The organism is Pseudomonas sp. TUM25319 (assembly GCF_056388475.1).
The window spans coordinates 4,585,512-4,610,519 of record NZ_CM150751.1; the positions used below are offsets into that span (position 1 = coordinate 4,585,512).

Below are 25,008 nucleotides of genomic sequence, written 5' to 3' on the forward strand. Positions count from 1 at the left end.
ATGGAAAGCGGCACCTCACCGGAGCCACACCATGTCTCGCCCCAACACTTTCCATCCCAGGCTCAACCTGCTGACCGCAGGCATCCTCGGACTGTGCGTCACCCCGCTGGCCTCGGCCGCCGAAACCCCGAACAACGACACCGCCCTGCAGACCGTGGTGGTCACCGGTGCCCGCGACGGCGGCCGCACCGTGGCCAAGAGCCTGGCACCGATCGACGTGATCAGCGCCGACGACCTGGCCCGCTCGGGCAAACAGAACCTGCGCGACGCCCTCGCCGCCGCCGTGCCCTCCTACACCAACGCGGCAGGCTTCACCGGCGGCACCGGCCTGTCGGTGAAGTCGGCAACCCTGCGCGGCCTGGGCGGCAACCATGTGCTGGTGCTGGTCAACGGCAAGCGCCGGCACAACACCTCGCTGATCTTCGTGCAGACCGCCGCCACCTCCAGCGGCCAGTCGCCGGCCGACCTCGACCTGATCCCGGTCAGCGCCGTGGACCATGTCGAAGTGCTGCGCGACGGCGCCGCCGCCCAGTACGGCTCGGACGCCATCGCCGGGGTGATCAACATCATCCTCAAGAACAACAGCTCCGGCGGCAGCGCCAGCGCGCTGTACGGCCAGTACGAGAACCGCGTCGGCGGCAAGGGCAACTTCGGCGCCCGCGGCCAGGGCCAGATCAACCAGGGCTTCGAACTGCCCAACGATGGTTTCTTCAGCCTCAGCGCCGACATCGGCATCCAGGAAAGTTCCAACGTCGCCGGCGCCGTGCCCGACCGCACGCGCATCTACTTCCCGGTCAACGGCGCTGCCGATCCGCGTGAAACCAGTGAAAGCCGCTACCGCCAGCAGCTCGGCCAGCCGCGCTCGCAGACCTACAACTTCGGCTACAACGCCGAGCTGCCGCTGACCGACACCGTCAGCCTGTACTCCTTCTCCACCCTCAGCCATCGCAACTCCACCAGTTGGGGCACCTACCGCACCGCCAACTCGCCGCAGAACATCGTCTCGGTGTACCCGGACGGTTTCTCGCCGCGCTTCGTGGTGGAAGAAGACGACTTCCAGACCGTGATCGGCCTGCGCAATGAGGACGTCGCCGGCTGGAAACTCGACCTCAGCACCAGCTATGGCCGCAACGACGCCAACACCCGCAACGAGAAGTCGCTCAACCCGTCACTCGGCCCGGACAGCCCGCGTGACATGGACGGCGGCCACCTGATTGCCAGCCAGTGGACCAACAACCTCGACCTGACCCGCGCCTTCGACACCGGCCTGTTCGCCAAGCCACTGAACGTCTCCACCGGCGTGGAGTTCCGCCGTGACGGCTTCGCGATCGAGGAAGGCGAGTACGCCTCCTACGCCGATGGCGGCTACGTGTTCCCGGTAGGCCACCCACTCGCCGGCCAGCGCCCGAACCCCGGCGCGCCCGGCCTGGTGGGTTTCACCCCGGCGGATGCGCACAACTATTCGCGGACCAACACCGCCGGCTACATCGACCTGAGCCAGAGCATTACCGACCAGTGGGACGTGAGCCTGGCCGGGCGCTTCGAGCACTACAGCGACTTCGGCGACACCGGCAGCGGCAAGCTCTCGACCCGCTACGCCTTCACCCCGGCGTTCGCCGTGCGCGGCACCATCAGCAACGGCTTCCGCGCGCCGTCGCTGCAGCAGCAGTACTACTCGTCGTCGCTTACCGCCTGGCGTACCAGCCCGCTGACCGGCGTGCTGGAACAGGCCACCACCCGCTACGTCACCGTCGATGATGCTGCAGGGCAAGCCCTCGGCGCCAAGCAGCTCAAGCCGGAAAAATCGCTGAACTACAGCCTCGGCTTCGTCGCCACGCCCACCGAGAACCTGAATGTCACCGTCGACCTGTACCAGATCGACATCAAGGACCGCATCCTGCAGACCAGCAACCTGCAAGGCACCGCCGTCTCCAACCTCCTCGCCGCCAACGGCCTGGACCCGAACCAGATCGTCTCCTACTTCGGCAACCTGGCCGACACCCGCACCCGCGGCATCGACCTGGTGGCCGACTACCGCTACGACCTGGGCGAGTACGGCAAGACCAAGTGGACCCTGCTGAGCAACCAGAGCCTGCAGACCATCGAGAAGATCAAGGAGCCCGACGCCCTCGCCGGCACCGGTGTCAGCGCCGTGGGCCGCGACCGCCAGGGCAACCTGACCAGCGCCTACCCGAAGAACGTCACCTCGCTGACCGCCGCCTGGCAACTGGGTGACTTCGACCTGACGCTCAAGGGCACCCGCTATTCGAAGGTCACCGGGCGCAACCAGATCTCCGCCAGCCGCGACGAGGAAATCCGCCCGGCGTTCATTACCGACCTGAGCCTGGGCTACTGGATCAGCGATGCGGTGAAGGTGACCGTGGGTGGCGAGAACATCTTCGACCGTCGTCCGCAGCAGCTCAACGCCGAAGCCAAGCGCTACTACTTCTTCCCCACCGACGACCCGACCTACAGCTGGTACTCGCCGTACGGGCTGGAAGGCGCGTACTTCTTCGGCAAAGTCGACGTGAGCTGGTAACCCGCCATGAGCACTCCCGGCACCCTGTCCGCAACCCCGTCCGCCGCTCACGCGGCGGACGCTTCCGGCTTCGACCGGCACCTGTACCGCAAGCTGGCCTGGCGCATCATGCCGTTCCTGTTCCTGTGCTTCGTGCTGAACTGGCTGGACCGGGTCAACATCAGCTTCGCCCACCTGCAGTTCAAGGCCGACCTGAACATCAGCGACGCCACCTTCGGCATCATCGTCGGGGTGTTCTCCATCGGCTACCTGCTGTTCGAGATCCCCAGCAACCTGCTGCTGGAGAAGTTCGGCGCGAAGAAGACCATGACCCGCATCATGATCCTCTGGGGGCTGGTGACCATCGCCACCGCCTTCGCCCAGACGCCGGCGCAGTTCTATGTGTTGCGGGTGTTGCTGGGCGCTGCCGAGGCCGGGTTCTTCCCGGGGGTGATCCTGTACCTGACCTACTGGTTCCCGGCGCGCTACCGGGCGCGCATCACCTCGCGCTTCATCATGGCCATCGCCGTCTGCGGCATCGTCGGCGGGCCGCTGTCGACCTGGATCATGAGCCACTTCGGCGGCGTCGCCGGGTTCAGCGGCTGGCAGTGGCTGTTCGTGCTCACCGGCATCCCGCCGGTGCTGGCCGGGCTGTTCGCCTGGTACTGGCTGGACGACAAGCCGGCCAATGCCCGGTGGCTCAGCGACGCCGAGAAGCGCGCCATCGAAGGCGCCCTGGCCCACGAACGGGCCAGCCGCAAGCCGGGCGGCCACCAGCGCTTCGTCGAGGCGCTGAAGGACCGCAAGGTGTGGTTCATCACCCTGGCCTACTGCCTGACCATCATGTGCACCGGCAACGTCACCAATATCTGGGCGCCGTCGATCATCCGCGACGCCGGGGTCAGCAACCTCGGCCAGCTCGGCCTGTTCTCCGCCCTGCCCTATGTCGTCGGTGTGGGGGTGATGCTGTGGGCCTGCCGCCACTCGGACCTGCATCAGGAACGCCGCTGGCACTTCGCCCTGGGCGGCCTGACGGCGGCGCTGGCGATGGTCCTGCTGCCCAACCTGATCGCCGGCCCCTGGTCGGCCATCGCCCTGCTGACCCTGATGACCAGCGGCTACCTGGTGGCCACCGCGGTGTTCTGGACCATTCCCACCTACTACCTGTCCGACCGCGCCCGTGCGGCCGGGCTGGCGCTGGTCAACTGCTGCGGGCAGATCAGCAGCCTGCTGACGCCGATCATGATCGGCACGATCAAGACCAACACAGGCGAAATCAGCCTGGCGCTGTACATCGTCGCCGCCCTGGTGGCGTGCGGCACCCTGATCCTGTTGTTCGGCGTTCCGCGCCAGGCCTTGCGCGATGCACCCTGATTCCCTTTTCGAGACTGACTCATGACCGACTACCTGGCACTGGCCAATGAACTGGCCACCCACATTCAGCCTGGCGCCGCCGAACGCGATGCGCGGCGCATCCTGCCTTTCGAGCAACTGGACCTGATCCGCCAGTCCGGCCTGGGCGCCGCCCGCGTCCCGCTGCATCTGGGCGGCGGCGATGTCAGCCAGCTGGACGTGGCGCGCCTCTTCATCACCCTGGCCAAGGCCGACCCCAGCGTGGCGCAAGCGCTGTTTCCGCACTTCGCCACCGTCGAGCACCTGCGCCTGATCGCCAACGAAGACCAGCAACGCCGTTACCTCGGCGCCTTCGCCGAGCGGCAACTGTCGTCCGGAGCCATCGCCGAACGCGGCGGCAAGTTCCGCGGCGAGATCCACACCCGCCTGGAACGCCAGGGCGAGCGCCTGGTACTCAACGGCAGCAAGTTCTACAGCACCGGCTGCCTGTTCGCCGACCTGCTGAAGATCCAGGCGGTGGACGAGGACGGCAACGCCGTCTACGTGATGCTGCCGGCCAACACCCCCGGCATCGAACTGCTGGACGACTGGGACGGCATGGGCCAGCGCATCACCGCCAGCGGCACCACGCTGCTGACCAATGTGTCAGTGCAGCCGGAGCAGGTGATTCCCCTGGCCCAGTGGTACCAGCGGCGCAACTACATCGGCGCCAGCGCGCAGTTGATCCACTGCGCCATCGACATCGGTATCGGCCTGGCGGCGCTGGACGACGCCGTGGAATGGTCGCGCACCGGCGCGCGCCCGGTGCGCGAGAGCGGTGTCGACCAGGCCCGCAATGACCCGTACATCCTGCACACGGTGGGTGACCTGGCCGCCGCCATCCATGGCGCCGAGGCGCTGGTGGAAAAAGCCGCGCTGACCGTCGACCTCGCCGCCCGCAGCCAGCTGGAAGGCCGCCTGGCCGGTGACGACCTGGACGCTCTGCTGGCGCGCTCGTCCATCGCCGTGGCCGAGGCCAAGATCGCCTCGACCCGCGCCGCCCTGCATGTCTGCGAGCGCCTCTACGAAGTGGGCGGCGCCGCCACCACCCAGGCGCGCTACAACTTCGACCGCCACTGGCGCAACGCCCGCACCCACACCACCCACGATGCCGTGGCCTACAAGTACAAGGCCATCGGTGACTACCTGGTGAACGGCAACCCTCCGCCGATCGCGTTTACCTACTGAGCCACGGAGAGCCGCCATGCCGCCGTTTCGCAAGACACTGTTCGCCCTGTTTCTCGGTGTCCTCACCGGGCCGGCCAGCGCCGCGCAGACGGCGGACTGGACCGACCTCGACGCCCGCATCGCCAAGGCGCTGCCGGGGGTGATCGAACTGCGCCATCAGATCCACCAGCATCCCGAGCTGGGCAACCGCGAGGTAGAAACCGCCAAGCGCATCGCCCGGCGCCTGCGGGAGCTGGGCCTGGAGGTGCAGACCGGCGTCGCCCACACCGGCGTGGTCGGCATCCTGCGTGGCGGCAAACCGGGCCCGGTGGTGGCGATCCGCGCCGAACTGGACGCCCTGCCGCTGACCGAGCAGACCGGACTGCCCTACGCCTCCACCGTCCGCGTGGTGGACCAGAGCGGCGATTTCCGCACCCGTGGCAAGGAAGTCGGGGTGATGCATGCCTGCGGCCACGACGCGCACATGGCCATGGCCCTGGGCGTGGCCGAAGTGCTGGCGGCGCGGCGCGACGAACTGCCCGGCACCCTGAAGCTGATTTTCCAGCCCGCCGAGGAAGGCCCGCCCCTGGGCGAAACCGGTGGCGCCCGGCAGATGATCGCGGAAGGCGTGCTGAGCAATCCGGCGCCGGACGTGATCTTCGGCATCCACGTCTCCGCCGGCACGGCGGGCACCTTTACCCTCAGCCGTACCCGCACCACCGCGGCGGCGGACACCTTCGTCGCCCGCATCAAGGGCCGCCAGACCCATGCGGCCTTCCCCTGGACCGGCATCGACCCGGTGCCGGTGGCGGCGCAGACCATTCTCGCCTGGCAGACCATCCCCAGCCGCCAGTCCAACCTCAGCGTGTTGCCGGCGCCGGTGATTTCCGTGGGCCGTATCGAGGCCGGGGACCGGCACAACATCATCCCTGCCGAAGTGCGCCTGGAAGGCTCGATCCGCACCGTCAGCGACGAGCAGCGCGAGGACGTGCTGCAGCGCATGCGCCGCACCGCCGAGCACATCGCCGAAGCCTCCGGTGCCACTGCCGAGATCGACTACCTGCCCGGCAACTACCGCGCCGGACACAACGACACCGCGCTGGTGGACCGCCTGCTGCCGGTGCTGGAACAGGTGTCCACCACCCCGGTGAAGATCGACAACGGCACCTACGGCGCCGACGACTTCGCCGAATACGCCCGGCAGATCCCGGGGATCTTCATGCGCATGGGCGTGACCCCGCCGGCCCTGGCCGACAAACCGGTGTGGCCGACCCACTCGCCGGGGTTCCAGGTGGATGATCCAAGCCTGGCGGTGGGCATCCGGGCGTTGAGCCGGATGACCTTGAGTTACATGCAGGCGCGCTGACGTCAGCCGATCATTAGCTATTGCGGGCGATTGCCAGTGTGGCCCCTGTGGGAGCGGCTTCAGCCGCGATCGGCGGCGCAGCCGTCGCAAAATCTGACACCCCGATCAGGCTGACACACCCGGGATACCGGGTTTATGGCCGCTGCGCGCCAATCGCGGCTGAAGCCGCTCCCACGACGGCCTGCCTGCGTCAGCCCTTCTTCACCTCACACACCCCATTGGCCCGATTACGCCCGGTGTAGGACACGCTCGGCGAGCCGTCCGGGTTGATGCTCAGCGAGACGGTGATCCCGCTCGCCTTGGCTTCGAAATAGTTGTCGTTGAATTTCTTCAGCTTGCCTTCCTTGCCGTTGATATAGATCGGCCCGCCCTCGTCGGCGTGCACCTCGATCTTGCCGGGGCAGGTGGCATTGACCAGCGGAATGCCGGCCTGGGCCGCGCCCGATACCACCACCAACGCCATTGCGATCATCTGCACTTTCACGATTTTGCTCCCATGGACCGGACCTGCCACTCACTGTAGGCCAAGCCCCTCACATGCGCCGGTTCCGCCCCAGCAACCACAGCAGATAAACGCCGCCCAGCATCCCCGTGATCAGGCCGATGGGCATATTCAGCGACAGCGGAAAACGCTGGCTCACCAGGTCTGCCAGCAGCAACAGGACCGCGCCCATCAGTGCCCCGGACAACAGCGGCACACCCGCGCCGCCCGTCAGGCGCCGGGCCAGTTGCGGTGCGGCCAGGGCAATGAAGGCGATCGGCCCCGCCGCCGCCGTGGCGATGGCCGTCAGGGCCACGGCGGCCAGCACCATCAGCAAGCGGGTACGCTCGACCGCCACGCCCAATTGGCTGGCAATGTCGTCGCCCATTTCCAGCAGGTTCAAGCGTCGTGCCTGGTACAACGCCAGTGGTGCGATCAGCAACAGGCCGAGCGCCGCCGGGGTGACGTGGGACCAGGTCCGGGTATTCAGCGAGCCTGCCAGCCACAATTGCGCGGTCATCACCTGGTCCAGGTCGCCACTGACCAGCAGCACGGTATTGAGCCCCGACAGCATCGCCCCGACACCGATCCCCACCAGCACCAGCCGGTAACCACCGGTGCTGCGCCCCTTCATGGCCAGCACGAACACGGCGGTTGCCGTCAGCATCCCGGCAACCACCGCTGCCAGGGATGTCGCCAGGGGACCGGCGTCGAACAGGATGATCTGCACGATGGCGCCACTGGCCGCGCCCGTGGTGAAGCCGATGATGTCCGGCGAACCCAGGGCGTTGCGCGAGATGGACTGGAAAATCGAGCCGGCCATGCCCAGCGACGCGCCCACCAGAATCGCGGTGAGCACCCGTGGCAGGCGCACCCGGCTGACGATGCGTTGCACCGTGCTGTCATCAGTGCTGCCGAGCAGGCTGGACAGCACCTGCGCCGGCGTCAGCGGCAGGCTGCCGATGCCCAGCAGCAAGATCCCGAGCAGCACGGCCAGCGCCGCCAGCACCAGGCAGACCAGCGCCACCCGTGGTCGCCACCGCCACGAGCCGCCGCCCAGGCGGATCACCGAAATGCTTTTGCTCATAGGCTGTTCAACCGGTATTTGCGCACCACGGCGATGAAGAACGGACCGCCCAGCAACGCGGCGACGATACCGGCGGCGATTTCGGTCGCACCGCCCAGCAGCCGTCCGAGGACATCGGCGCCGAGCAGCAACACCGCCGCGAACAACGCCGAATAGGGCAACAGCCAGCGATAGTCCGGCCCCACCAGCAACCGCGCCAGATGCGGCGCCACCAGCCCGACAAAAGCGATCGGCCCGGCGCCGGCGGTGGCCGCACCGGCCAACAGCATCACCGCGAGGCAGGACAGCAACCAGGTACTGCGCACACTGGCACCCAGCGCCTGACCAAGGTCGTTGCCCAGCGCCAGCGCATTGAGGCTGCCCACCAGCGCCAGCGCGACCGCTGCGCCCGCGGGCACGGCCACCAGCAGCACCGCCACCGCGTCGAAGCCGGCACGCTCGATGGAGCCCGAAGCCCAATGGCGGAACTGATCGAGCACCTCGGCCGGCGCGTTGAGCACGATCACCCCGGTCATCGAGGCCAGCAGCACCGACAGCCCGGCACCCGCCAGTACCAGGCGCACTGGGTTGGTGGCGGTCTCGTGGGCCTGGCCGAGCATGAACACCAATGCACCCGCGAGCCCCGCGCCGATAAAGGCGAACCAGACGTAGCTGGCCATGCTCGACAGGCCGAATGCTGCAGCAGCGCCGATCACCGCCAGCGCCGCACCGGCATTGATGCCCAGCAGGCCCGGCTCGGCCAGCGGATTGCGGGTCACCGCCTGCATGATCGCGCCGGCAAGGCCCAGGGCGATGCCGGCGAGCAGCGCCACCAGGGTGCGCGGGACCCGCATCTCACGCACGATCAGGTGCAGGTCGTTATGCCGGTCGTAATGGCGCAGCGCATCGAGCACCTCCGTCGGTGGTACGGTGCGCGAGCCCAAGGTCAGGCTCAGCACCATCATCACCGCAAGCAACCCCAGGCCGCCCAGCAACCCTCGCACACGCCAGTGCCGCCGACGCTGCATCAAGGTCAGCGGCGCACGCATCACGGCAGGCACCTAGCGGAAGTTCCGCGCCACGGCGTCGATCATCTCGCGCCCGGAGTAGTAGTCGATGCGGAACGAACTCGGTCCCAGCGGATAGACCCGCTTGTTGACCACCGCCGGCAGGTTGGCCAGCAGCGGATCGGCGAGAAACGCCTGCACATCGGCGTCGCTGGCACTGAGCAGGAACACGCTGTCGCCGGTGATGCCCGCCGACAGGTTCTCACGGGAAATGAACGCCACTTCGGTACTGCGTTGCACCTGGGGTTCCAGCGCAGCCGGCAGGCCTGCCACCTTGAAGCCGAGGGCATCGAGCACCCGCGCCTGCGGACTGATTTCCCGGGCAATGGAGTAACTGCCACCGATGTTGTAGCCCACCACGCTGACCGTGCCTGTCGGTGGAGTGATCTGCGCGGCGACACCGGCGGTGTAGTCGTCGAAGCGCTTGATCGCCGCGGCGGCCTGAGCCTGAAGCCCGGTCTGCCGGCCCAGTTCGGTGGCAATCTCCTGCCAGCTCTGGTTGGAGTAATTGATCACCGTGGTCTTGATGCCCTGGGCTTCCAGTTCACCCCGGTGCTGGATCACGCTGTCGGCGCCGGTGGCGGAGATCACCAGCAGGTCCGGGTCCTGGCCGACCACCGCTTCGATGTCGAACACCAGGTTCTTGTACAGCACCTGCACGCCACGCTGGTCCGCCACTGGCGCCCACTGGGTGAAGAAACCCTTGGCGTCGGACAGCCGGCTCGGCGTGGTGGCGGCACTGGCCACCAGCGGCGCGTCCATCGCCAGCAGAATGCCGGTGACGCTGGGAGTAGTGGAAACAATGCGTTTCGGCACCTCGACCGCCTGGGCCAGGCCGGCCATCAGGGCCAGGGTGGTGGTGGCGAGGCGCAGCAGGGGTGTGAGGTTCTTCATCGGTCGAGGTCGGCAGGTGGAATGCGAAAGAGTATGATTTGAGAGCGTTTCGCATTCCATATTGCGGAATAAATTCCGCACATGCAATACTGCGGCGCCATCATTCCAGAGCGCCCTTTGTCCATGACCCACAGCCTGCGGGCCGAAGCGCTGACGTTGCGCTACGAGCAGCGGACCATTTCCAGCGACCTCAGCCTCGACATCCCCGACGGCTCCTTCACGGTGATCGTCGGCCCCAACGCCTGCGGCAAATCCACCCTGCTGCGCGCCCTCTCCCGCCTGCTGGTGCCGGTGGCCGGACAGGTGTGGCTGGACCAGCGGCCCATCGACGAATTCCCCGGGCGGGAAGTCGCCCGCCGCCTTGGCCTGCTGCCGCAGAGCGCCAATGCGCCGGACGGCATCAGCGTCGCCGATCTGGTGGCCCGTGGGCGCTATCCGCACCAGTCGTTCCTGCGCCAGTGGTCGAAGGCCGACGAGCAGGCGGTCAACGAGGCGATGGCAGCCACCGGCGTCGCTGAACTTGCCGAGCGCTCGTTGCACGAACTGTCCGGCGGCCAGCGCCAGCGCGTGTGGATTGCCATGGTCCTGGCACAGCAGACGCCGATCCTGCTGCTGGACGAACCCACCACCTGGCTGGACATCGCCCACCAGATCGAACTGCTCGACCTGCTGGCCGACCTGAACCGCCAGGGCCGCACCATCGTCGCGGTGCTGCACGACCTCAACCAGGCCTGTCGCTATGCCACCCACCTGGTGGCGATGAAGGACGGTGCGATCGTCGCCAGTGGCGCTCCCGCCCAGGTGTTCACCGAGGCGCTGGTGGAGCAGGTGTTCGGACTGGCCTCGCTGATCATCGAAGACCCGGTGACCGGCACGCCCTTGCTGGTGCCCAAGGGGCGCAGCGCCGCGAAATAAGCGAAAACCGTACTGGCCACTTGCTGGCGACGACAATCAAGCCCGCTGGCAGCCACAAACAAGACGTCTCCCCACAGACAGCGCCCTAATACCCCGGTCGCGGAGCATTCGCCGACGGGGCCGGGCCAGGGCGCGGCCATTTGCCAATCACAACTGGGGAATAACAATGGACAAACCACATCGCCTGATGCCGATTGCACGGGCCGTCGGCCTGAGCCTGGTCACGCTCGCCGCCGCGCAACCGGCACTGGCCTACGAGCTCTATGCGGACGACGACACCCACCTGAATGCCGACATGCTCGCCGTGTACGGCATGTTCAACAGCCGCAAGAACTACGACGGCACCAGCGGTGGTTCGACCTGGCGCGAAGGCTTCATCAAGTACGGCGTCAGCGGCGACCAGGGCCTGGGCGGCGCCGGCACGCTGTACGGCACCTACAACCTGGTCAGTTCGGCGACCTGGGGCGATGGCGATGCGGCCGGCAACACCGACGGTTCCGAGCGTACGACCAAGATCGAAGACGCCTTCCTCGGCTGGCGCTCGGGCGATCTGTTCCCGGCCCTGGGCAAGGACGGCGTGGACTTCTCCGCCGGCCGCCAGGTGGTCAAGATTGGTAGTGGCTTCCTGATCAACGACGACGGCCCGAACCTCGGCAAGGGCCCGGCCGACGGCGCCCTCAACCGCGGTGGCGCCTACTACCTGGCCGCCCGCCATGCCTTCGACCGTACCGCGGTGCTGAAACTGGGCGGCCAGGACGGTCTGCACGGCAGCGTGCTGTGGTTGAAATCCGACAACCGCGCCCAGGCCGAAACCGAGCTGGCAGCCGGTACCCTGGACTACACCACCGACGCCGGCACCCTTGGCCTGACCTGGGTCCATGGCCTCGACGTCACCGACCAGTGGGCCAGCGACTTCCAGAAAGAACGCGAGAACATGGACGTCTACAGCGTCCGTGGCGAAGGCAGCGCCGGCATCGAAAACGCCAGCTTCGCCTTCGAATACGCCTGGCAGGACAAGGATGCCGGCCCCGAGAAAGCCTGGTACGCCGAAGCCGGCTACACCTTCGCCGACGTCGCCTGGGCGCCCAAGCTGACCTACCGCTACACCCGTTACTCGCAGGGCTGGGACTCGCTGTTCACCGGCCTCAGCACCGGCTACGGCACCTGGTTCCAGGGTGAAGTGGCGGCCAACTATTCCGGGCCGTTCAACAGCAACACCGGCGTGCACCATGTGGGCCTGAAGGCCACACCGCTGGAAAACCTCACCGTTGGCGCGCTGTATTTCGACTTCCACACCCTGCGCACCCGCGACACCCTCAACCTCGATGCCCGCGAGCTGGACTTCTATGCCGAGTGGGCAGTGAACGAGCACCTGATCATCAGCCCGGTGATCGGCCTGTACCAGCCGAAGAAGGACGAGAGCACCGGCGGCAATCAGGTGGGGGGCAATGGCACCAATGTGTATAGCCAGTTGACGGTGGCGGTGCCGTTCTAAGGTGACCTGACGGAGACCGGGTGATGGCCGCCAGGCGCCTGCCGGAGGTTTTCCAGCGTTCTTGAGATCGAGCGCCGTCCGCACGGCGCATCGCCGGCAACGCCGGCTCCCACATGGCTTTGTGTCAGGCGATGGGCCTGTGCATCACACGGACATTGTGGGAGCTGGCGTTGCCAGCGATGCGCCGCGCGGGGCGGCGCTCGATCTTCAGGAATACCGCCAGTCACTCCCCGCCTGGCAACCGCCGCATCAACACCCCCACCAGCACCACATTCACCGCCGCCAACCCCGCCATCACTCCCAGCACCGCCCCAGGCCCCGCCGCCTGCAGCAGCCAGCCGCCCACCAGCGGCGTCGCTGCCTGCCCCACCAGGGACGGCAAGGACATTCGCCCCATCAGCAGCACATAGTTGCTCGGCGACATCAGCGCCAACGGCAACAGCCCGCGCACGATCGCCCGCAACCCGTTGCCAAAGCCATACAGCACCAGCCCGAGCAACGTCGCCGCCGGCACCAGCGCCACCAGCAGCAAGCCCACCGCCACCAGCACCACCGAAATCAGCGTGGTCCACAGCGGATGACGCTTTCGGGCAAAAATCTGCACGATCCGCGAACCCACCTGGCACGGCCCCAGCACCGCCGCAAAACCGATGGCCGCCACCAGGCTGTGGCCCTGCCCCTGCAGGATCGACACCAGATGCACCGCCACCGCCGTCATCAACACCGCGCCGATGGCGAAGATGGCCGTCAGCAACCAGTAGACCTGCGGATCGACACGGTCTTCGCTGGCCTGCTGTACCTTGCTGGCGATCCGGATGCCGACACCGCCAGGCAGTGCTTTCCAGTACAGCGGCGCCACGCTCAGCAACAGCACCAGCGCATAGGCCACGCAGGTCGCCCGCCAGCCCAGGTGCTCGATCAGCAATGCCACCAGCGGCCAGGTCAGGGTCGAGGCAAAACCGGAAATCAGGGTGATACCGGTAATCGCGCCTGCGGCCTTCTCGCCATACAGCGCGCCAAGGCTGGCGAACAGCGCCTCGTACAAGCCCAGCGCCATGCCCACACCAATCACGCCCCAGCCAAACAGAAACCAGCCCAGCGACGGCGCCCAGGCCATCACCAGCAAGCCCGCCGCCACCACCGCGCCGCTGCTGGCCAGCACCGGGCGACCGCCGAAACGGGCAATCAGGCGGCTGGTCAGCGGCGCCAGCAGTGCCGATACCAGCAAGCTCAGCGACAGCGCGCCATACACCCACTGGCTGGCCCAGCCGGTGTCGCCCACGATCGGCGCGGCCATCACCGCGAGAAGAAAGAACGAACCGCCCCAGACCAGGATCTGCAGCAGGCCGAGGAGGAAAATACCGGACACGCCGGGTGAAGCTGCGGAGTCTTTCACAAACACTTCCGGGGACTGCGGGATAAACAGAATCAGGCGTCGAACGCACCGTCGAGCCACTGGCCGAGCAGTTCGCTGGTGCGCTCGGGATGTTCCAGCGGCGGCAGGTGGCCACACTCGCCGATCACTTCCAGATGGGCACCGGCAATACCTTCGTGCATCAGGCGGGCCTCGGCCAGCGGAGTGATTTCATCCTGCTCGCCGAACAGCACCAGGGTCGGCACCGTGATGCCGGCCAGCAACGGCCGGTAGTCGGCACGGTCGATGATCGCCTGCTGCTGACGGATAAAGCCCTCGCGGCCGATGGCATCAGCCATGTCCATCACGATCTGCGGCACGGCGCTGTCGAGGCTGCGGGCATGCATCAGGCGCGGCAGCAGTTGCGGCGTGACACCCTTGAACTTGCCGAGCCCGGCCAGTTCCAGCAGGCCACGGCGCACGCGGGCACGGGCCGGATCGTCGGGGCGGGCCATGGTGTCCAGCAGCGCCAGACGCGCCACCCGCTCCGGCGCCCGCCGCAGAATCTCGAAAGCCACATAGCCGCCCATGGACAGCGCCGCCAGGGCGAAGCGCGGCGGCGCCTGTTCCAGCACCCGTTCGGCCATGGCGACGATGGAGCGGTCCTGGCTCAGGTCGGCGATCAGCACCTCGCGGGTCGGGGCGAAGGTGGCCTGGGCGTGGGTCCAGAGGCGGTGGTCGTTGAGCAGACCGGGAAGCAGGACGAGCGGGAGGTTGTTGCCGGACAAAACGGGGGAACTCCTGAGGCTAGAGCGGTGCCGGGCAGTTTATACAGAATGTGTCGGCAACTGTACGCTTTCACCCACTGCACCACTCTCCAAGCGAGCACCCCCATAAACATAATCGATACCCCCTTAAGGATTTCCCAGAGGCGGCACCAATGCCTTCGGCCTTAGAGTCAAGCCTCGCCGCACTGCGGCCAGGTGGCTCGACGCCGGCCATCCGTTTTTTCGAAGGCTGGCGTGCTGTTCACCCCTACAAAAACAAAAGGTGAATCCGAATGCTCAATGAATCTGTCGACGTGAAAGCCTGGATCGACAATCGACCCGTGGCCGGCTACCAGTGGCTGATCCTCGGCCTGTGTTTCCTGATCGTGCTGTTCGACGGCTTCGACGTCGCGGTCATGGGCTTTATCGCCCCCTCGCTGATGCAGGAATGGGGGCTGTCCCGCGCCGCCTTCGGTCCGGTGATGAGCGCCGGGATGATCGGCCTGGCCATCGGTGCGCTGACGGCCGGCCCCTACGCCGACCGCCTCGGGCGCAAGAAGGTGCTGCTGATCGCCGTCACCGGCTTCGCCCTGCTCAGCCTCGGCTGTGCCTTCGCCCGCAACCCGTGGGAACTGGCCGGGCTGCGTTTCCTCATCGGTATCGCCCTCGGCGCAGCCCTGCCCAACTGCACCACCCTGCTCAGCGAATACCTCCCCGAGCGCAACCGCGCCCTGCTGATCACCCTGATGTTCACCGGCTTCAACCTGGGCTCCGGCGGTGGCGGTTTCCTCGCCGCGTGGCTGATTCCTGCCTACGGCTGGCAGGCGGTGCTGCTGGCCGGCGGCATCCTGCCGCTGCTCCTGCTGCCGTTCCTGTGGACGCTGCTGCCGGAGTCGGCGCATTTCCTCGCCGTGCGCAAGGCCCCCGCCAGCCAGATTGCCAAGGCCCTGGGCAAGCTGGGGGGACGCTTCAGCGCCGACACCCGCTTCCACGTCGCCGAGCCGCCGCTGCAAAGCAAGGCACCGGTCAGCCAGTTGTTCATCCCGCGCTATCGCCTGGGCACCTTCGCCCTGTGGACCACCTACTTCATGGGCCTGCTGGTGATCTACCTGACCATGGGCTGGCTGCCGACCCTGCTGCGCGACAGCGGCCTGAGCATCGAGCGCGCCGCCACCATCACCGGCCTGTTCCAGATCGGCGGCACCGTCGGCGCGCTGGTGGTGGGCTGGATCATGGACAAGCGCAACCCCAACGGCGTGATCGCCGGTGCCTATGTGCTCGGCGGCCTGTGCATCCTGCTGCTGGGCGCCTTCAGCCTCGACTCCAGCCTGCTGGCGCTGGGCGTGCTGGCCGCCGGTTTCTGCATGAGCGGCGCCCAGACCGGCCTCAATGCCTTCGCGCCGGGCTACTACCCCACCGAGTTCCGCGCCACCGGCGTAAGCTGGATGCTCGGTATCGGTCGTTTCGGTGCGATCTTCGGTTCGCTGATCGGCGGCGCGGTGCTCAGCCTGGGCCTTGGCCTGCCGCTGCTGTTCACCCTGCTGGGCACGCCGGCGTTCATCGCCGCCGCCGCCATCCTCGCCAACGGCCATGCGCGTCGCCGCGCAAGCCAGGCGCTGCTGGCGCAATAACCTTCACCTCAAGGAACTCGTCATGGCACGAATCATTGGCGGCCTCGCCGTCTCCCACACCCCGACCATCGGCTTCGCCGTCGACCACGACAAGCAGGACGAAGCCGCCTGGGCGCCGATCTTCGAGAGCTTCAAGCCGGTCAAGGCGTGGCTGCAACAGCGCAAGCCGGACGTGCTGTTCTACATCTTCAACGACCACGTCACCTCGTTCTTCTTCGACCACTACAGCGCCTTCGCCCTGGGTGTGGACGAGCAGTACGGCGTCGCCGATGAAGGCGGCAACCCCCGCGAGCTGCCGGCGATCGGCGGCCACGCGGCGCTGTCGCGGCATATCGGCCAGAGTCTGATGGCCGACGAGTTCGACATGAGCTTCTTCCGCGACAAGCCGCTGGACCACGGTTTCTTCTCGCCGATGTCGGCACTGCTACCCTGCGAGGACGGCTGGCCGGTGGAGATCGTGCCGCTGCAGGTGGGCGTACTGCAGTTCCCGATCCCCAGCGCGGCACGCTGCTACAAGCTGGGCCAGGCCCTGCGCCGGGCCATCGAGAGTTACCCGGAAGATCTCAAGGTGGCCATCGTCGCCACCGGCGGCGTGTCGCACCAGGTGCATGGCGAGCGCTGCGGCTTCAACAACCCGGAATGGGACGCACAGTTCATCGACCTGTTCGTCAACGACCCGGTGCAGCTCACCCGCCTGACCCAGGCCGAATACGCCCGCCTTGGCGGCATGGAGGGTGCTGAGGTGATCACCTGGCTGATCATGCGCGGCGCGCTGTCGGCCACCGTCGAACAACTGCATTACGACTACTACCTGCCGTCGATGACCGGCATCGCCACCCTGCTCCTGGAAAACCGCGACCGGCCGGTGCCGGCCGAGGTCAACGAACGCCACCTGGCGCATATCGGCCATCAACTGGCGGGCGCCGAAACGCTCGAAGGCACCTACCCCTTCACCCTTGAACGCAGCGCCCGCGGCTACCGCCTGAACAAGTTCCTGCACCGGATGATCGAGCCAGACTGGCGCGCGCGCTTTCTCCGGGAGCCTGAGGCGATGTACGAGGAAGCCGGCCTCAGCGAAGAAGAGCGTGATCTGCTGCGCCGCCTCGACTGGCGCGGGCTGATCCACTACGGCGCGATCTTCTTCGTGCTGGAAAAACTCGGCGCGGTGCTGGGCATTTCCAACCTGGACATCTACGCCGCCATGCGCGGCCAGAGCCTCCAGGACTTCATGAAGACCCGCAACCAGCAAGTGCTGTACTCGGTCGCCGGCAAGGCCGACTGACCCACCCCGCCCCGATCTTCGGGGCGACAACCCCTGACGCTGCCTGCCTGCGCCATCGCGCCGGGCGGCAGCGCCGTGTCCACCGTATGGAATAACAACAACAATGAAAACGACCCGCCGCATCAACACCCTCAACGCCCTGGCGGTGGCCTACGCCCTGGCGGTGGCCTGCGCCCTGCCGCTGCCAGCCCTGGCCGCCGGCTTCGTCGACGACGCCAGCACCACCCTGACCCTGCGCAACTTCTACCTCAACCGCAACTTCGTCGACAGCGCAAGCCAGGGCAAGGCCGAGGAATGGACCCAGAGCTTCATCCTCGACGCCAGATCCGGCTTCACCCAGGGCACCGTCGGCTTCGGCCTCGATGTGCTGGGCCTGTACAGCCTCAAGCTGGACGGCGGCCAGGGCACCACCAACACGCAACTGCTGCCGGTGCACGACGGCGGCCATCCGGCGGACGACTACGGGCGCATGGCCGTGGCCGGAAAAATGCGGCTATCGAAGACCGAACTGAAGGTGGGCGAATGGTCGCCGGTGCTGCCGATCCTGCGCTCCGACGATGCCCGCTCGCTGCCCCAGACCTTCCAGGGCGCGCAGATCACCTCGAAGGAGATCGACGGCCTGACCCTGTACGGCGGCCAGATGCGCCAGAACAGCCCGCGCAACGACGCCAGCCGCGAAGACATGTCGCTGTTCAACCGCCCCGGCTTCACCTCCGACCGCTTCAACTTCGCCGGCGGCGAACTGCGCTTCAACCAGGAGCGGACCCTGGTCGGCCTGTGGAGCGCGCAACTGCAGGATATCTACCGCCAGCAGTACCTGACGCTGCAGCACAGCCAGCCCGTGGCCGACTGGGTGCTGGGGGCCAACCTCGGCTGGTTCGTCGGCAAGGACGATGGCGCCGCCCGCGCAGGCGAGCTGGACAACCGCACCGCCAGCGGCCTGTTCTCGGCGCGGCATGGCGGCAGCACCTTCTACGTCGGCCTGCAGAAGGTCATGGGCGATGACGAGTGGTTCCGGGTCAACGGCACCAGCGGCGGCGTGCTGGCCAACGACACCTTCAACTCCAGCTACGAGAACGCCGGCGAGCGCTCCTGGCAGGTGCGCCACGACTACGACTTCGCCGCTCTCGGCATTCCCGGCCTGACCCTGATGAACCGCTACCTGCAAGGCCACGATGTGCACAACGCCGCTACCGACGACGGCAGCGAATGGGGCCGCGAGACCGAAGTGGCCTACACCGTGCAGTCCGGCGCGCTGAAGAACCTCAACGTCAAATGGCGCAACTCCAGCCAGCGCCGCGACTGGGGCAGCGGCACCCGCTTCGACGAGAACCGGCTGATCTTCAACTACCCGTTCAAGCTGCTCTGAGCCGGCAGTTCGGCGACCACGGCGCGCAGGGTCGCCATCAGCGCCTCGGCCAGCGGCGAGTGCAGGCTCCCGCTGCGGCTGGTGAGGCCGATGGCGCGAGTGGTGGCGGCCAGCGGTAACGGCAGGATGCACAGCTCGCCGCGCTCGATCTCGTGTTGCAGTTGATGGGCCGAGACGATCGCCAGCATGTCCGAGCGCAGTAAAAGGCCGCGGATGATCGCCAGGTCCGCGCTTTCCACCCGTGGCCGCGGCGGCGCCATCCCCTGGGCGGCGAAGCTGTCGTCCACCAGTTGCCGCGCCGGCGAGCCGGCACGCGGCAGCACCCATCCGGCGTCGGCCAGGGTCCCGGCATTCAGCGGTTGTCCGCTCAGCGGATGCCCGCGTCGCGCCAGCACCACCATGTCTTCCGACCACAATGCCTCGCCGTGCATGTCGCTGGCGTAACTGCTGCCGCGCAGCGCGCCGAAGATGAAGTCCACATCTCCCGCCCTCAGTTCGGTGGCCAGCAGGTCGAACGGGCTTTCGTTGGTGATCACATGGATGCCGGGGTGTTCCGCGGTAAGGCGGACGATGGCTTCCGGCAGGATCCGCGTGCGTCCCAGCGGTAGCGCGCCGACCTGCACCACGCCTTGCAGGCTGCCGTGCAGGGCGCTGAGGTCGGTGTCGATATGGCGCAGTTCGTTGAGCGCCCGGCGGATCGGAAAAACGATCTCCAGGCTGGCCCGGGTCGGTTGCAGGCCACGGGGCGTGCGTTCGAACAACGCCTGGCCAGCGCCGCCTTCGAGCACCTTGAGTGCTGCGCTCACCGCTGGCTGGCTGAGGCCGAAGTGGCTGGCGACGGTCTGCATGTGGCGGCTTTCACAGAGCTTGGCGAACACCTGCAGGCGCCGGGCCTGGAACAGGTACAGCGGCTCGACGTGCTCGGCGCTGCCCAGCAGGCGCGGCACCGTGTCCAGCTCCGCCAGCACCCGCCGCGCGCGGGGCAGCACATGCTCGCCCTGAGCGGTCAGGCGCATGCCGTTGGCATGGCGCTCGAACAGCGGCACGGCCAGGCGTGCCTCCAGCTCGGAAATGGAGCGGGTCACCACCGACTGGGCGCGGAACAGCGTCTCGCAGGCCCGCGACACACTGCCAAGGTCAGCGACCCGGACGAAGGCGCGGACGTGCATCAGGTTGATCAATTCGTCGGTGGGCATGAGCCGGGTTCTCCAGACATCTCGCAGCCAGGAACACATTCAGGTGGGTACAACTGTCTTGCTCAACGTTCAATACCAGCGCCATTACTGTGGGAGCCGGCTTGCCGGCGATGGCGTCATTGCAACCGGCACCGTTGCCTGGTCGGGCCTCATCGCTGGCAAAGCCAGCTCCCACAAGGGACGTATACCCGCGTTACAAGGTCCGGACTATAAACCGCCAATAAGCAAAACGCATACCCCCCTCAACCCTACGCATTACTCCGCTAGCACCGCCGCTGACATGCTTGGGCAAAACCCAGCAGGAGCCTTGCCCCATGAATCCGAACCCGAAAACCGCGCTGGTGGTCAGCGCCCATTCCGCCGATTTCGTCTGGCGTGCCGGCGGCGCCATCGCCTTGCATGCACAACAGGGCTACGCGGTGCATATCGTCTGCCTGTCGTTCGGCGAGCGTGGCGAGTCGGCCAAGCTGTGGCGCAAGGGCGAGATGACCGAGGACAAGGTCAAGGCCGCCCGCCGCCAGGAAGCCCAGGCCGCTGCCGACGTGCTGGGGGCCAGCGTCGAGTTCTTCGATATCGGCGACTACCCGATGCGCGCCGACAAGGACACGCTGTTCCGCCTCGCCGATGTGTTCCGCCGGGTGCAGCCGGAGTTCGTCCTCAGCCACTCGCAGAAAGACCCGTACAACTACGACCACCCGCTGGCCATGAACCTGACCCAGGAAGCGCGGATCATCGCCCAGGCTGAAGGCTACCGCCCCGGCGAGAAAATCGTCGGCGCGCCACCGGTGTACAGCTTCGAGCCGCACCAGCCCGAGCAATGCGAATGGCGCCCCGATGTGCTGCTGGACATCACCGAGGTCTGGGAGCGCAAGTACGCCGCCATCCAGTGCATGGCCGGCCAGGAACACCTGTGGGAGTACTACACCCGCGTCGCCCTGCAGCGCGGCGTGCAGGCCAAGCGCAACGTCGGCATCGCCTCCAGCCGCGACATCGTCTACGCCGAGGGCTACCAGAGTCTCTTCCCGCGGGTCACGGAGAACCTGGCATGAGCGAACTGATCGGCAAGACCGGCTACGTGGTGCGCAATATCCGTCGCGCCGAGCCGGAGGTGATCGAAACCCTCGGCCAGCTCGGCGTCGCCACGGTGCACGAGGCCCAGGGCCGCAAGGGCCTGCTGGCGCCGCACCTGCGGCCGATCCAGCAAGGCACGGCGGTGGCCGGCTCGGCGGTGACGGTGCTGGTGGCGCCCGGCGACAACTGGATGTTCCACGTCGCCGTCGAGCAGTGCCAGCCCGGCGACTTGCTGGTGGTGGCGCCCAGTTCACCGTGCAGCGACGGCTATTTCGGCGACCTGCTCGCCACCTCGCTAAAGGCCCGCGGTGTGCGCGGCCTGGTGATCGACGCCGGCGTGCGCGACAGCCAGACCCTGCGCGACATGGGCTTTGCCGTGTGGTCGAAGGCCATCAGCGCCCAGGGCACGGTCAAGGAGGTGCTGGGCTCGGTGAACCTGCCGCTGGTGTGCGCCGGGCAATTGATCAACCCTGGCGACGTGGTGATCGCCGACGATGACGGCGTGGTGGTGGTGCGCCGTGGCGAGGCCCGCGACGTAGCCCAGGCAGGCCTTGCCCGGGCCGAGCTGGAAGAACAGAAACGCCTGCGCCTGGCCAGTGGCGAACTGGGCCTGGACATCTACAACATGCGCCCGCGCCTGGAAGAGAAAGGCCTGGTCTACGTCGACAGCCTCGCCGACCTGGAAAACCGCCTATGAGCCAGTTGCGCATTCCCTGCCTGCTGATGCGCGGCGGCACCTCCAAAGGCGCGTTCTTCCTCGAAAGCGACCTGCCCGCCGAGCGCGACCGCCGCGACCGCGTGCTGCTGGCGGTGATGGGCTCGCCGGATGCACGGCAGATCGACGGCATCGGCGGAGCCGACCCGCTGACCAGCAAGGTGGCGATCATCCGTCGCAGCGCACGGCCGGATGCCGATGTCGATTACCTGTTCGCCCAAGTGCTGGTGGACGAGGCGCGGGTCGATGAAGGGCAGAACTGCGGCAACATCCTCGCCGCTGTCGGTCCGTTCGCCATCGAGCGCGGGCTGGTGGCGGTGAGTGGCGCGAGCACGCCGGTACGGATCTTCATGCAGAACACCGGGCAGATCGCCGTCGCCACCGTCGCCACCCCGGACGGCGTGGTCGAGTATGCCGGCGATACCCGCATCGACGGCGTGCCGGGCAGCGGCGCGGCCATCGTCATTGCGTTCGAAGACGTGGCCGGCTCCAGTTGCGGCAGCCTGCTGCCTACCGGCTCGGCGCGGGACCGCTTCGACGGCGTGGAAGTGACCTGCATCGACAACGGCATGCCGGTGGTGCTGGTACGGGCTGAGGACCTGGGCCGCAGCGGCTATGAAAGCCGCGAGCAACTGGACGCCGATGACGAACTGAAGGCGCGGCTGGAGTCGATCCGGCTGCAGGCCGGTCCGCGCATGAACCTGGGCGATGTCCGCCAGCGCAATGTGCCGAAGATGTGCCTGGTGGCAGCACCGACAGCGGGCGGCAGCATCGCCACCCGCTCCTTCATTCCGCACCGTTGTCATGCCTCCATCGGCGTGTTCGGTGCGGTCAGTGCAGCCACCGCCTGCCTGATCGAAGGCACCGTGGCCCGACCGTTGGCCCGGCTGCAACCGGGGTTGCTGCAGCGGGTATCGGTGGAGCATCCGAGTGGCGAGTTCAGTGTCGAGATTCGCCAGGAAGGCGGCAGGATCGTCAGTTGCGGACTGGTCCGGACGGCGCGGTTGCTGTTCGATGGGGCGGTGTGCGTGAACCGGGAAGTCTGGATCGCTGATTGACGTCAGGGCCTCATCGCTGCGGTTCGACGCTCCAAGGGTTGGGGCAGTCCACCCTGTGGGAGCCGGCTTGCCGGCGATGAGGCCCTCGGGTTTCACGCCCCCCGCAAATACACCACCAACCGCCCCAGCATCGCATCACAGCCCTGCAACTGCTCCAGGCTGACGAACTCGTCCGGCTTGTGGCCCTGGTCCATGCTGCCCGGCCCGCAGACCACGGTGGGAATCCCCGCCTGGTCGAACAGCCCGCCTTCGGTACCGAAGGCCACGGTGCCGAAATCGCTGGAGCCGCTGAGCAACGCCAGCAACGTCGCCGCCTCGCTGTCCGCCGCCGTCGCCAGCCCCGGATAGGCACTCAGCGGCTGCAAACGCACGCCGGTATCAGGCTGCACCGCACGCATCTTCGGCACCAGCTCGGCCTCGGCCCAGGCCCCCAGTTCGTCGGCCACGGCCTGCGCGTCGAAGCCCGGCAGAGCCCGCACTTCAAAATCGAACTCGCATTCGGCCGGGACGATGTTCAGCGCCCTGCCCCCGTTGATCACGCCGGTCTGCACCGTGGAGAACGGTGGGTCGAAGCGCTCGTCGTGGTGCTCCGGCCCGGCCAGCCGCTCGCCGATCTCGCCCAGCTTGCCGATCAGCCGCGCTGCGTATTCGATGGCGTTGACGCCATAGGGCGCATAAGCCGAATGGCAGGCAGCGCCGTGCACCTGGCAACGCATCGCCAGCTTGCCCTTGTGGCCCAGCACCGGCTTCAGTTCGGTGGGCTCGCCGATCAGGCACATCAGCGGCTTGTGCGGGCGCCGCTCCAGATCGGCGAGCATCGAGCGCACGCCCAGGCAACCCACTTCTTCGTCATAGGAAAACGCCAGGTGCACCGGGATGCGCAGCGGCTCGGCGACGAACGCCGGGACCGCAGCCAGCACCGAGGCGATGAACCCCTTCATATCGGCAGCGCCCCGGCCATACAGCTTGCCGTCGCGCTCGCTCATGGCGAAGGGGTCGACGGTCCAGGCCTGGCCCTCCACCGGCACCACGTCGGTGTGCCCCGACAGCACCACGCCGCCACGGTCCCGCGGGCCGAGGGTGGCGAACAGGTTGGCCTTGGTGCCTTCGGCGTTGTGGAACAGTTCGCTGTCCACGCCGAAACCCGCCAGGTAATCGCGGATGAAGGCGATCAGTTCCAGGTTCGACTCGCGGCTGACGGTGGAGAAGCCGATCAGCCGCCCCAGCAGGTCGCGGCTGCTCATCTCACTCATCGCCCGGCACTCCGTAGCTGGGGGCGGCGGTCGGGTCGAGGGCGCGGGTGACGTAGTCCTGCATCTGCGGGCGGTAGGCTTGCCACAGGCCGTCGAGCTGGCCGATCGGGTCGTCGTCGGCCCAGTCCACGCGCAGGTCCACCAGCGGCCAGGTCAGGTCGCCCGCCACTTTCAGCGCCGCCGAATGCACCGGGCCGGCTTCGCCACCCGCGGCCATGGCCGCGTGCATGGCCGCCAGCAGGCGGTCGGGCAGCAGGCCGTGGGCGTTTTCGAAAGCCGTGACCATGGCGTCGATCACTTCGCGGCTGGACAGCAGGTTGCCCGCCGCCGCGCACTGCTCACCGGCTACTGCGTTGTGCACGCCGAGGGCTTCCTGACCGGTGAACAGCGCCACCTGGCCGTTGCTGTCGATCACCGTGACCTGGCGGTATTCGCTCCAGCCGTTGGTGCCCAGCACCCGCTCCAGTGCCTCCCTGGGCGGCACCTGGCCGCTCTCCAGCAGGTCGAGGATCTGCGGGCCGAGGGCCGGCAGGGTGATGTTCTGCGTCGAGACCGCCCCCACGCCGGCGCGGACCCAGGGGCAGCGCGCGCCGACGGCGATGCTGGAGGAACTGATGGCGATGCCGAGCTGGCCGGACTCTGCGCAGCGGCCAATGATGGAAAAGGTCATGTGTGCTCCTTGGAGGGCCGCCCGTGCGGCCACTGTTGCGGCGAGATGGAGCAGATGGTGCGGGACGGCCGGCGACAGGAAAACGATGAAAAATATGGTCGGGCCATAGCTAAAACCTGTTCAGCCCCGAAGCGCCGTGAAAACCGGCTGCAAGCCCCGATCTACAGGGCCTTCGCTTTTTTGTCGGCAATCCCTCGCTAATTACTATTTTCGCGAAAAATCCACCGTCCCTAGTCTGGCCCCAGGCAACGGCGGTTCATCGACCGCTCTGAACAACAACG

The 25,008-nt window shown here is 67.3% G+C and carries 21 protein-coding genes; 12 read left to right on the forward strand and 9 right to left on the reverse strand.

The features are described from left to right. Window positions 1-31: 31 nt before the first annotated feature. From AC05QJ_RS20880 to AC05QJ_RS20895, 4 genes are read left to right on the forward strand one after another with little or no spacing between them, the layout of a single operon-like run. Complete coding sequence (locus tag AC05QJ_RS20880) at window positions 32-2,539, forward strand: TonB-dependent receptor plug domain-containing protein (RefSeq protein ID WP_476743180.1); 2,508 nt, start codon at window positions 32-34, stop codon at window positions 2,537-2,539. 6 nt (window positions 2,540-2,545) lie between these two features. Beyond that, window positions 2,546-3,892 (forward strand): MFS transporter, encoded by a 1,347-nt coding sequence (locus tag AC05QJ_RS20885; protein ID WP_476743181.1) that lies wholly within the window; start codon window positions 2,546-2,548, stop codon window positions 3,890-3,892. Between the two features lie 21 nt (window positions 3,893-3,913). After that, window positions 3,914-5,098 (forward strand): acyl-CoA dehydrogenase family protein, encoded by a 1,185-nt coding sequence (locus AC05QJ_RS20890; protein ID WP_476743182.1) that lies wholly within the window; start codon window positions 3,914-3,916, stop codon window positions 5,096-5,098. A gap of 16 nt (window positions 5,099-5,114) precedes the next feature. Beyond that, the gene (locus AC05QJ_RS20895; RefSeq protein ID WP_476743183.1) at window positions 5,115-6,443 is read left to right on the forward strand and encodes a M20 metallopeptidase family protein; all 1,329 of its coding nucleotides are present in this window, start codon (window positions 5,115-5,117) and stop codon (window positions 6,441-6,443) included. 190 nt (window positions 6,444-6,633) lie between these two features. Here the strand turns inward: AC05QJ_RS20895 and AC05QJ_RS20900 are convergent, their stop codons facing one another. The 4 genes from AC05QJ_RS20900 to fepB form a co-directional block, all read right to left on the reverse strand. Next, the gene (locus tag AC05QJ_RS20900) at window positions 6,634-6,915 is read right to left on the reverse strand and encodes a hypothetical protein (protein WP_476747977.1); all 282 of its coding nucleotides are present in this window, start codon (window positions 6,913-6,915) and stop codon (window positions 6,634-6,636) included. 61 nt (window positions 6,916-6,976) lie between these two features. After that, window positions 6,977-8,011, reverse strand: coding sequence for a FecCD family ABC transporter permease (locus AC05QJ_RS20905; RefSeq protein ID WP_476743184.1), 1,035 nt, complete (start codon window positions 8,009-8,011; stop codon window positions 6,977-6,979). Then, window positions 8,008-9,039, reverse strand: coding sequence for a FecCD family ABC transporter permease (locus AC05QJ_RS20910; RefSeq protein WP_476743185.1), 1,032 nt, complete (start codon window positions 9,037-9,039; stop codon window positions 8,008-8,010). Before AC05QJ_RS20910 ends, AC05QJ_RS20905 begins: the two co-directional genes overlap by 4 nt. Window positions 9,040-9,051: 12 nt before the next feature. Next, on the reverse strand, window positions 9,052-9,951 hold the full coding sequence (gene fepB / locus AC05QJ_RS20915) for a Fe2+-enterobactin ABC transporter substrate-binding protein (protein WP_476743186.1): 900 nt from the start codon (window positions 9,949-9,951) through the stop codon (window positions 9,052-9,054). A 123-nt stretch (window positions 9,952-10,074) separates the two neighbouring features. Between fepB and AC05QJ_RS20920 the strand changes: the two genes are divergently transcribed. Then, entirely contained in the window at window positions 10,075-10,866 is a 792-nt protein-coding gene (locus AC05QJ_RS20920) for an ABC transporter ATP-binding protein (RefSeq protein ID WP_476743187.1), read from the forward strand. Between the two features lie 187 nt (window positions 10,867-11,053). After that, window positions 11,054-12,361 (forward strand): alginate export family protein, encoded by a 1,308-nt coding sequence (locus AC05QJ_RS20925; protein WP_476747978.1) that lies wholly within the window; start codon window positions 11,054-11,056, stop codon window positions 12,359-12,361. 223 nt (window positions 12,362-12,584) lie between these two features. On the opposite strand, the gene AC05QJ_RS20930 is transcribed toward AC05QJ_RS20925, so the two are convergent. Both AC05QJ_RS20930 and AC05QJ_RS20935 read right to left on the reverse strand, forming a co-directional pair. Continuing rightward, complete coding sequence (locus tag AC05QJ_RS20930; protein WP_476747979.1) at window positions 12,585-13,706, reverse strand: MFS transporter; 1,122 nt, start codon at window positions 13,704-13,706, stop codon at window positions 12,585-12,587. An 83-nt stretch (window positions 13,707-13,789) separates the two neighbouring features. Further along, on the reverse strand, window positions 13,790-14,503 hold the full coding sequence (locus AC05QJ_RS20935) for an alpha/beta fold hydrolase (protein WP_476743188.1): 714 nt from the start codon (window positions 14,501-14,503) through the stop codon (window positions 13,790-13,792). A gap of 272 nt (window positions 14,504-14,775) precedes the next feature. Between AC05QJ_RS20935 and AC05QJ_RS20940 the strand changes: the two genes are divergently transcribed. The 3 genes from AC05QJ_RS20940 to AC05QJ_RS20950 all read left to right on the forward strand — a co-directional run bounded on the left by AC05QJ_RS20940 (window position 14,776) and on the right by AC05QJ_RS20950 (window position 18,764). Then, window positions 14,776-16,113 carry an MFS transporter gene (locus AC05QJ_RS20940; protein ID WP_476743189.1) on the forward strand — a complete coding sequence of 446 codons (1,338 nt, stop codon included), beginning with the start codon at window positions 14,776-14,778 and terminating at the stop codon, window positions 16,111-16,113. A gap of 22 nt (window positions 16,114-16,135) precedes the next feature. Continuing rightward, the gene (locus tag AC05QJ_RS20945; protein ID WP_476743190.1) at window positions 16,136-17,395 is read left to right on the forward strand and encodes a gallate dioxygenase; all 1,260 of its coding nucleotides are present in this window, start codon (window positions 16,136-16,138) and stop codon (window positions 17,393-17,395) included. Between the two features lie 103 nt (window positions 17,396-17,498). Continuing rightward, on the forward strand, window positions 17,499-18,764 hold the full coding sequence (locus tag AC05QJ_RS20950; RefSeq protein WP_476743191.1) for an OprD family porin: 1,266 nt from the start codon (window positions 17,499-17,501) through the stop codon (window positions 18,762-18,764). Here the strand turns inward: AC05QJ_RS20950 and AC05QJ_RS20955 are convergent. Further along, a complete protein-coding gene (locus AC05QJ_RS20955) occupies window positions 18,743-19,960 on the reverse strand; it encodes a LysR family transcriptional regulator (RefSeq protein WP_476743192.1) in 1,218 nt (405 codons plus the stop codon). The two genes, AC05QJ_RS20950 and AC05QJ_RS20955, sit on opposite strands and share 22 nt — an antisense overlap. 314 nt (window positions 19,961-20,274) lie before the next feature. Here AC05QJ_RS20955 and galB point away from each other — a divergent pair, with 314 nt between their 5' ends. From galB to AC05QJ_RS20970, 3 genes are read left to right on the forward strand one after another with little or no spacing between them, the layout of a single operon-like run. Continuing rightward, the gene (gene galB, locus AC05QJ_RS20960) at window positions 20,275-21,009 is read left to right on the forward strand and encodes a 4-oxalmesaconate hydratase (protein WP_476743193.1); all 735 of its coding nucleotides are present in this window, start codon (window positions 20,275-20,277) and stop codon (window positions 21,007-21,009) included. Then, window positions 21,006-21,728, forward strand: a complete 723-nt coding sequence (locus AC05QJ_RS20965; protein ID WP_476743194.1) for a 4-carboxy-4-hydroxy-2-oxoadipate aldolase/oxaloacetate decarboxylase — start codon at window positions 21,006-21,008, stop codon at window positions 21,726-21,728. Before galB ends, AC05QJ_RS20965 begins: the two co-directional genes overlap by 4 nt. Then, window positions 21,725-22,804, forward strand: coding sequence for a 4-oxalomesaconate tautomerase (locus AC05QJ_RS20970; protein ID WP_476743195.1), 1,080 nt, complete (start codon window positions 21,725-21,727; stop codon window positions 22,802-22,804). The genes AC05QJ_RS20965 and AC05QJ_RS20970 overlap by 4 nt, the downstream gene beginning before the upstream one ends. A 92-nt stretch (window positions 22,805-22,896) precedes the next feature. Here AC05QJ_RS20970 and argE read toward each other — a convergent pair whose 3' ends face one another. Then, window positions 22,897-24,057 (reverse strand): acetylornithine deacetylase, encoded by a 1,161-nt coding sequence (argE, locus tag AC05QJ_RS20975; RefSeq protein ID WP_476743196.1) that lies wholly within the window; start codon window positions 24,055-24,057, stop codon window positions 22,897-22,899. Then, window positions 24,050-24,727: a DUF1028 domain-containing protein gene (locus AC05QJ_RS20980; RefSeq protein WP_476743197.1), complete on the reverse strand. Its 678-nt coding sequence runs from the start codon at window positions 24,725-24,727 to the stop codon at window positions 24,050-24,052. The genes argE and AC05QJ_RS20980 overlap by 8 nt, the downstream gene beginning before the upstream one ends. Window positions 24,728-25,008: the final 281 nt, after the last annotated feature.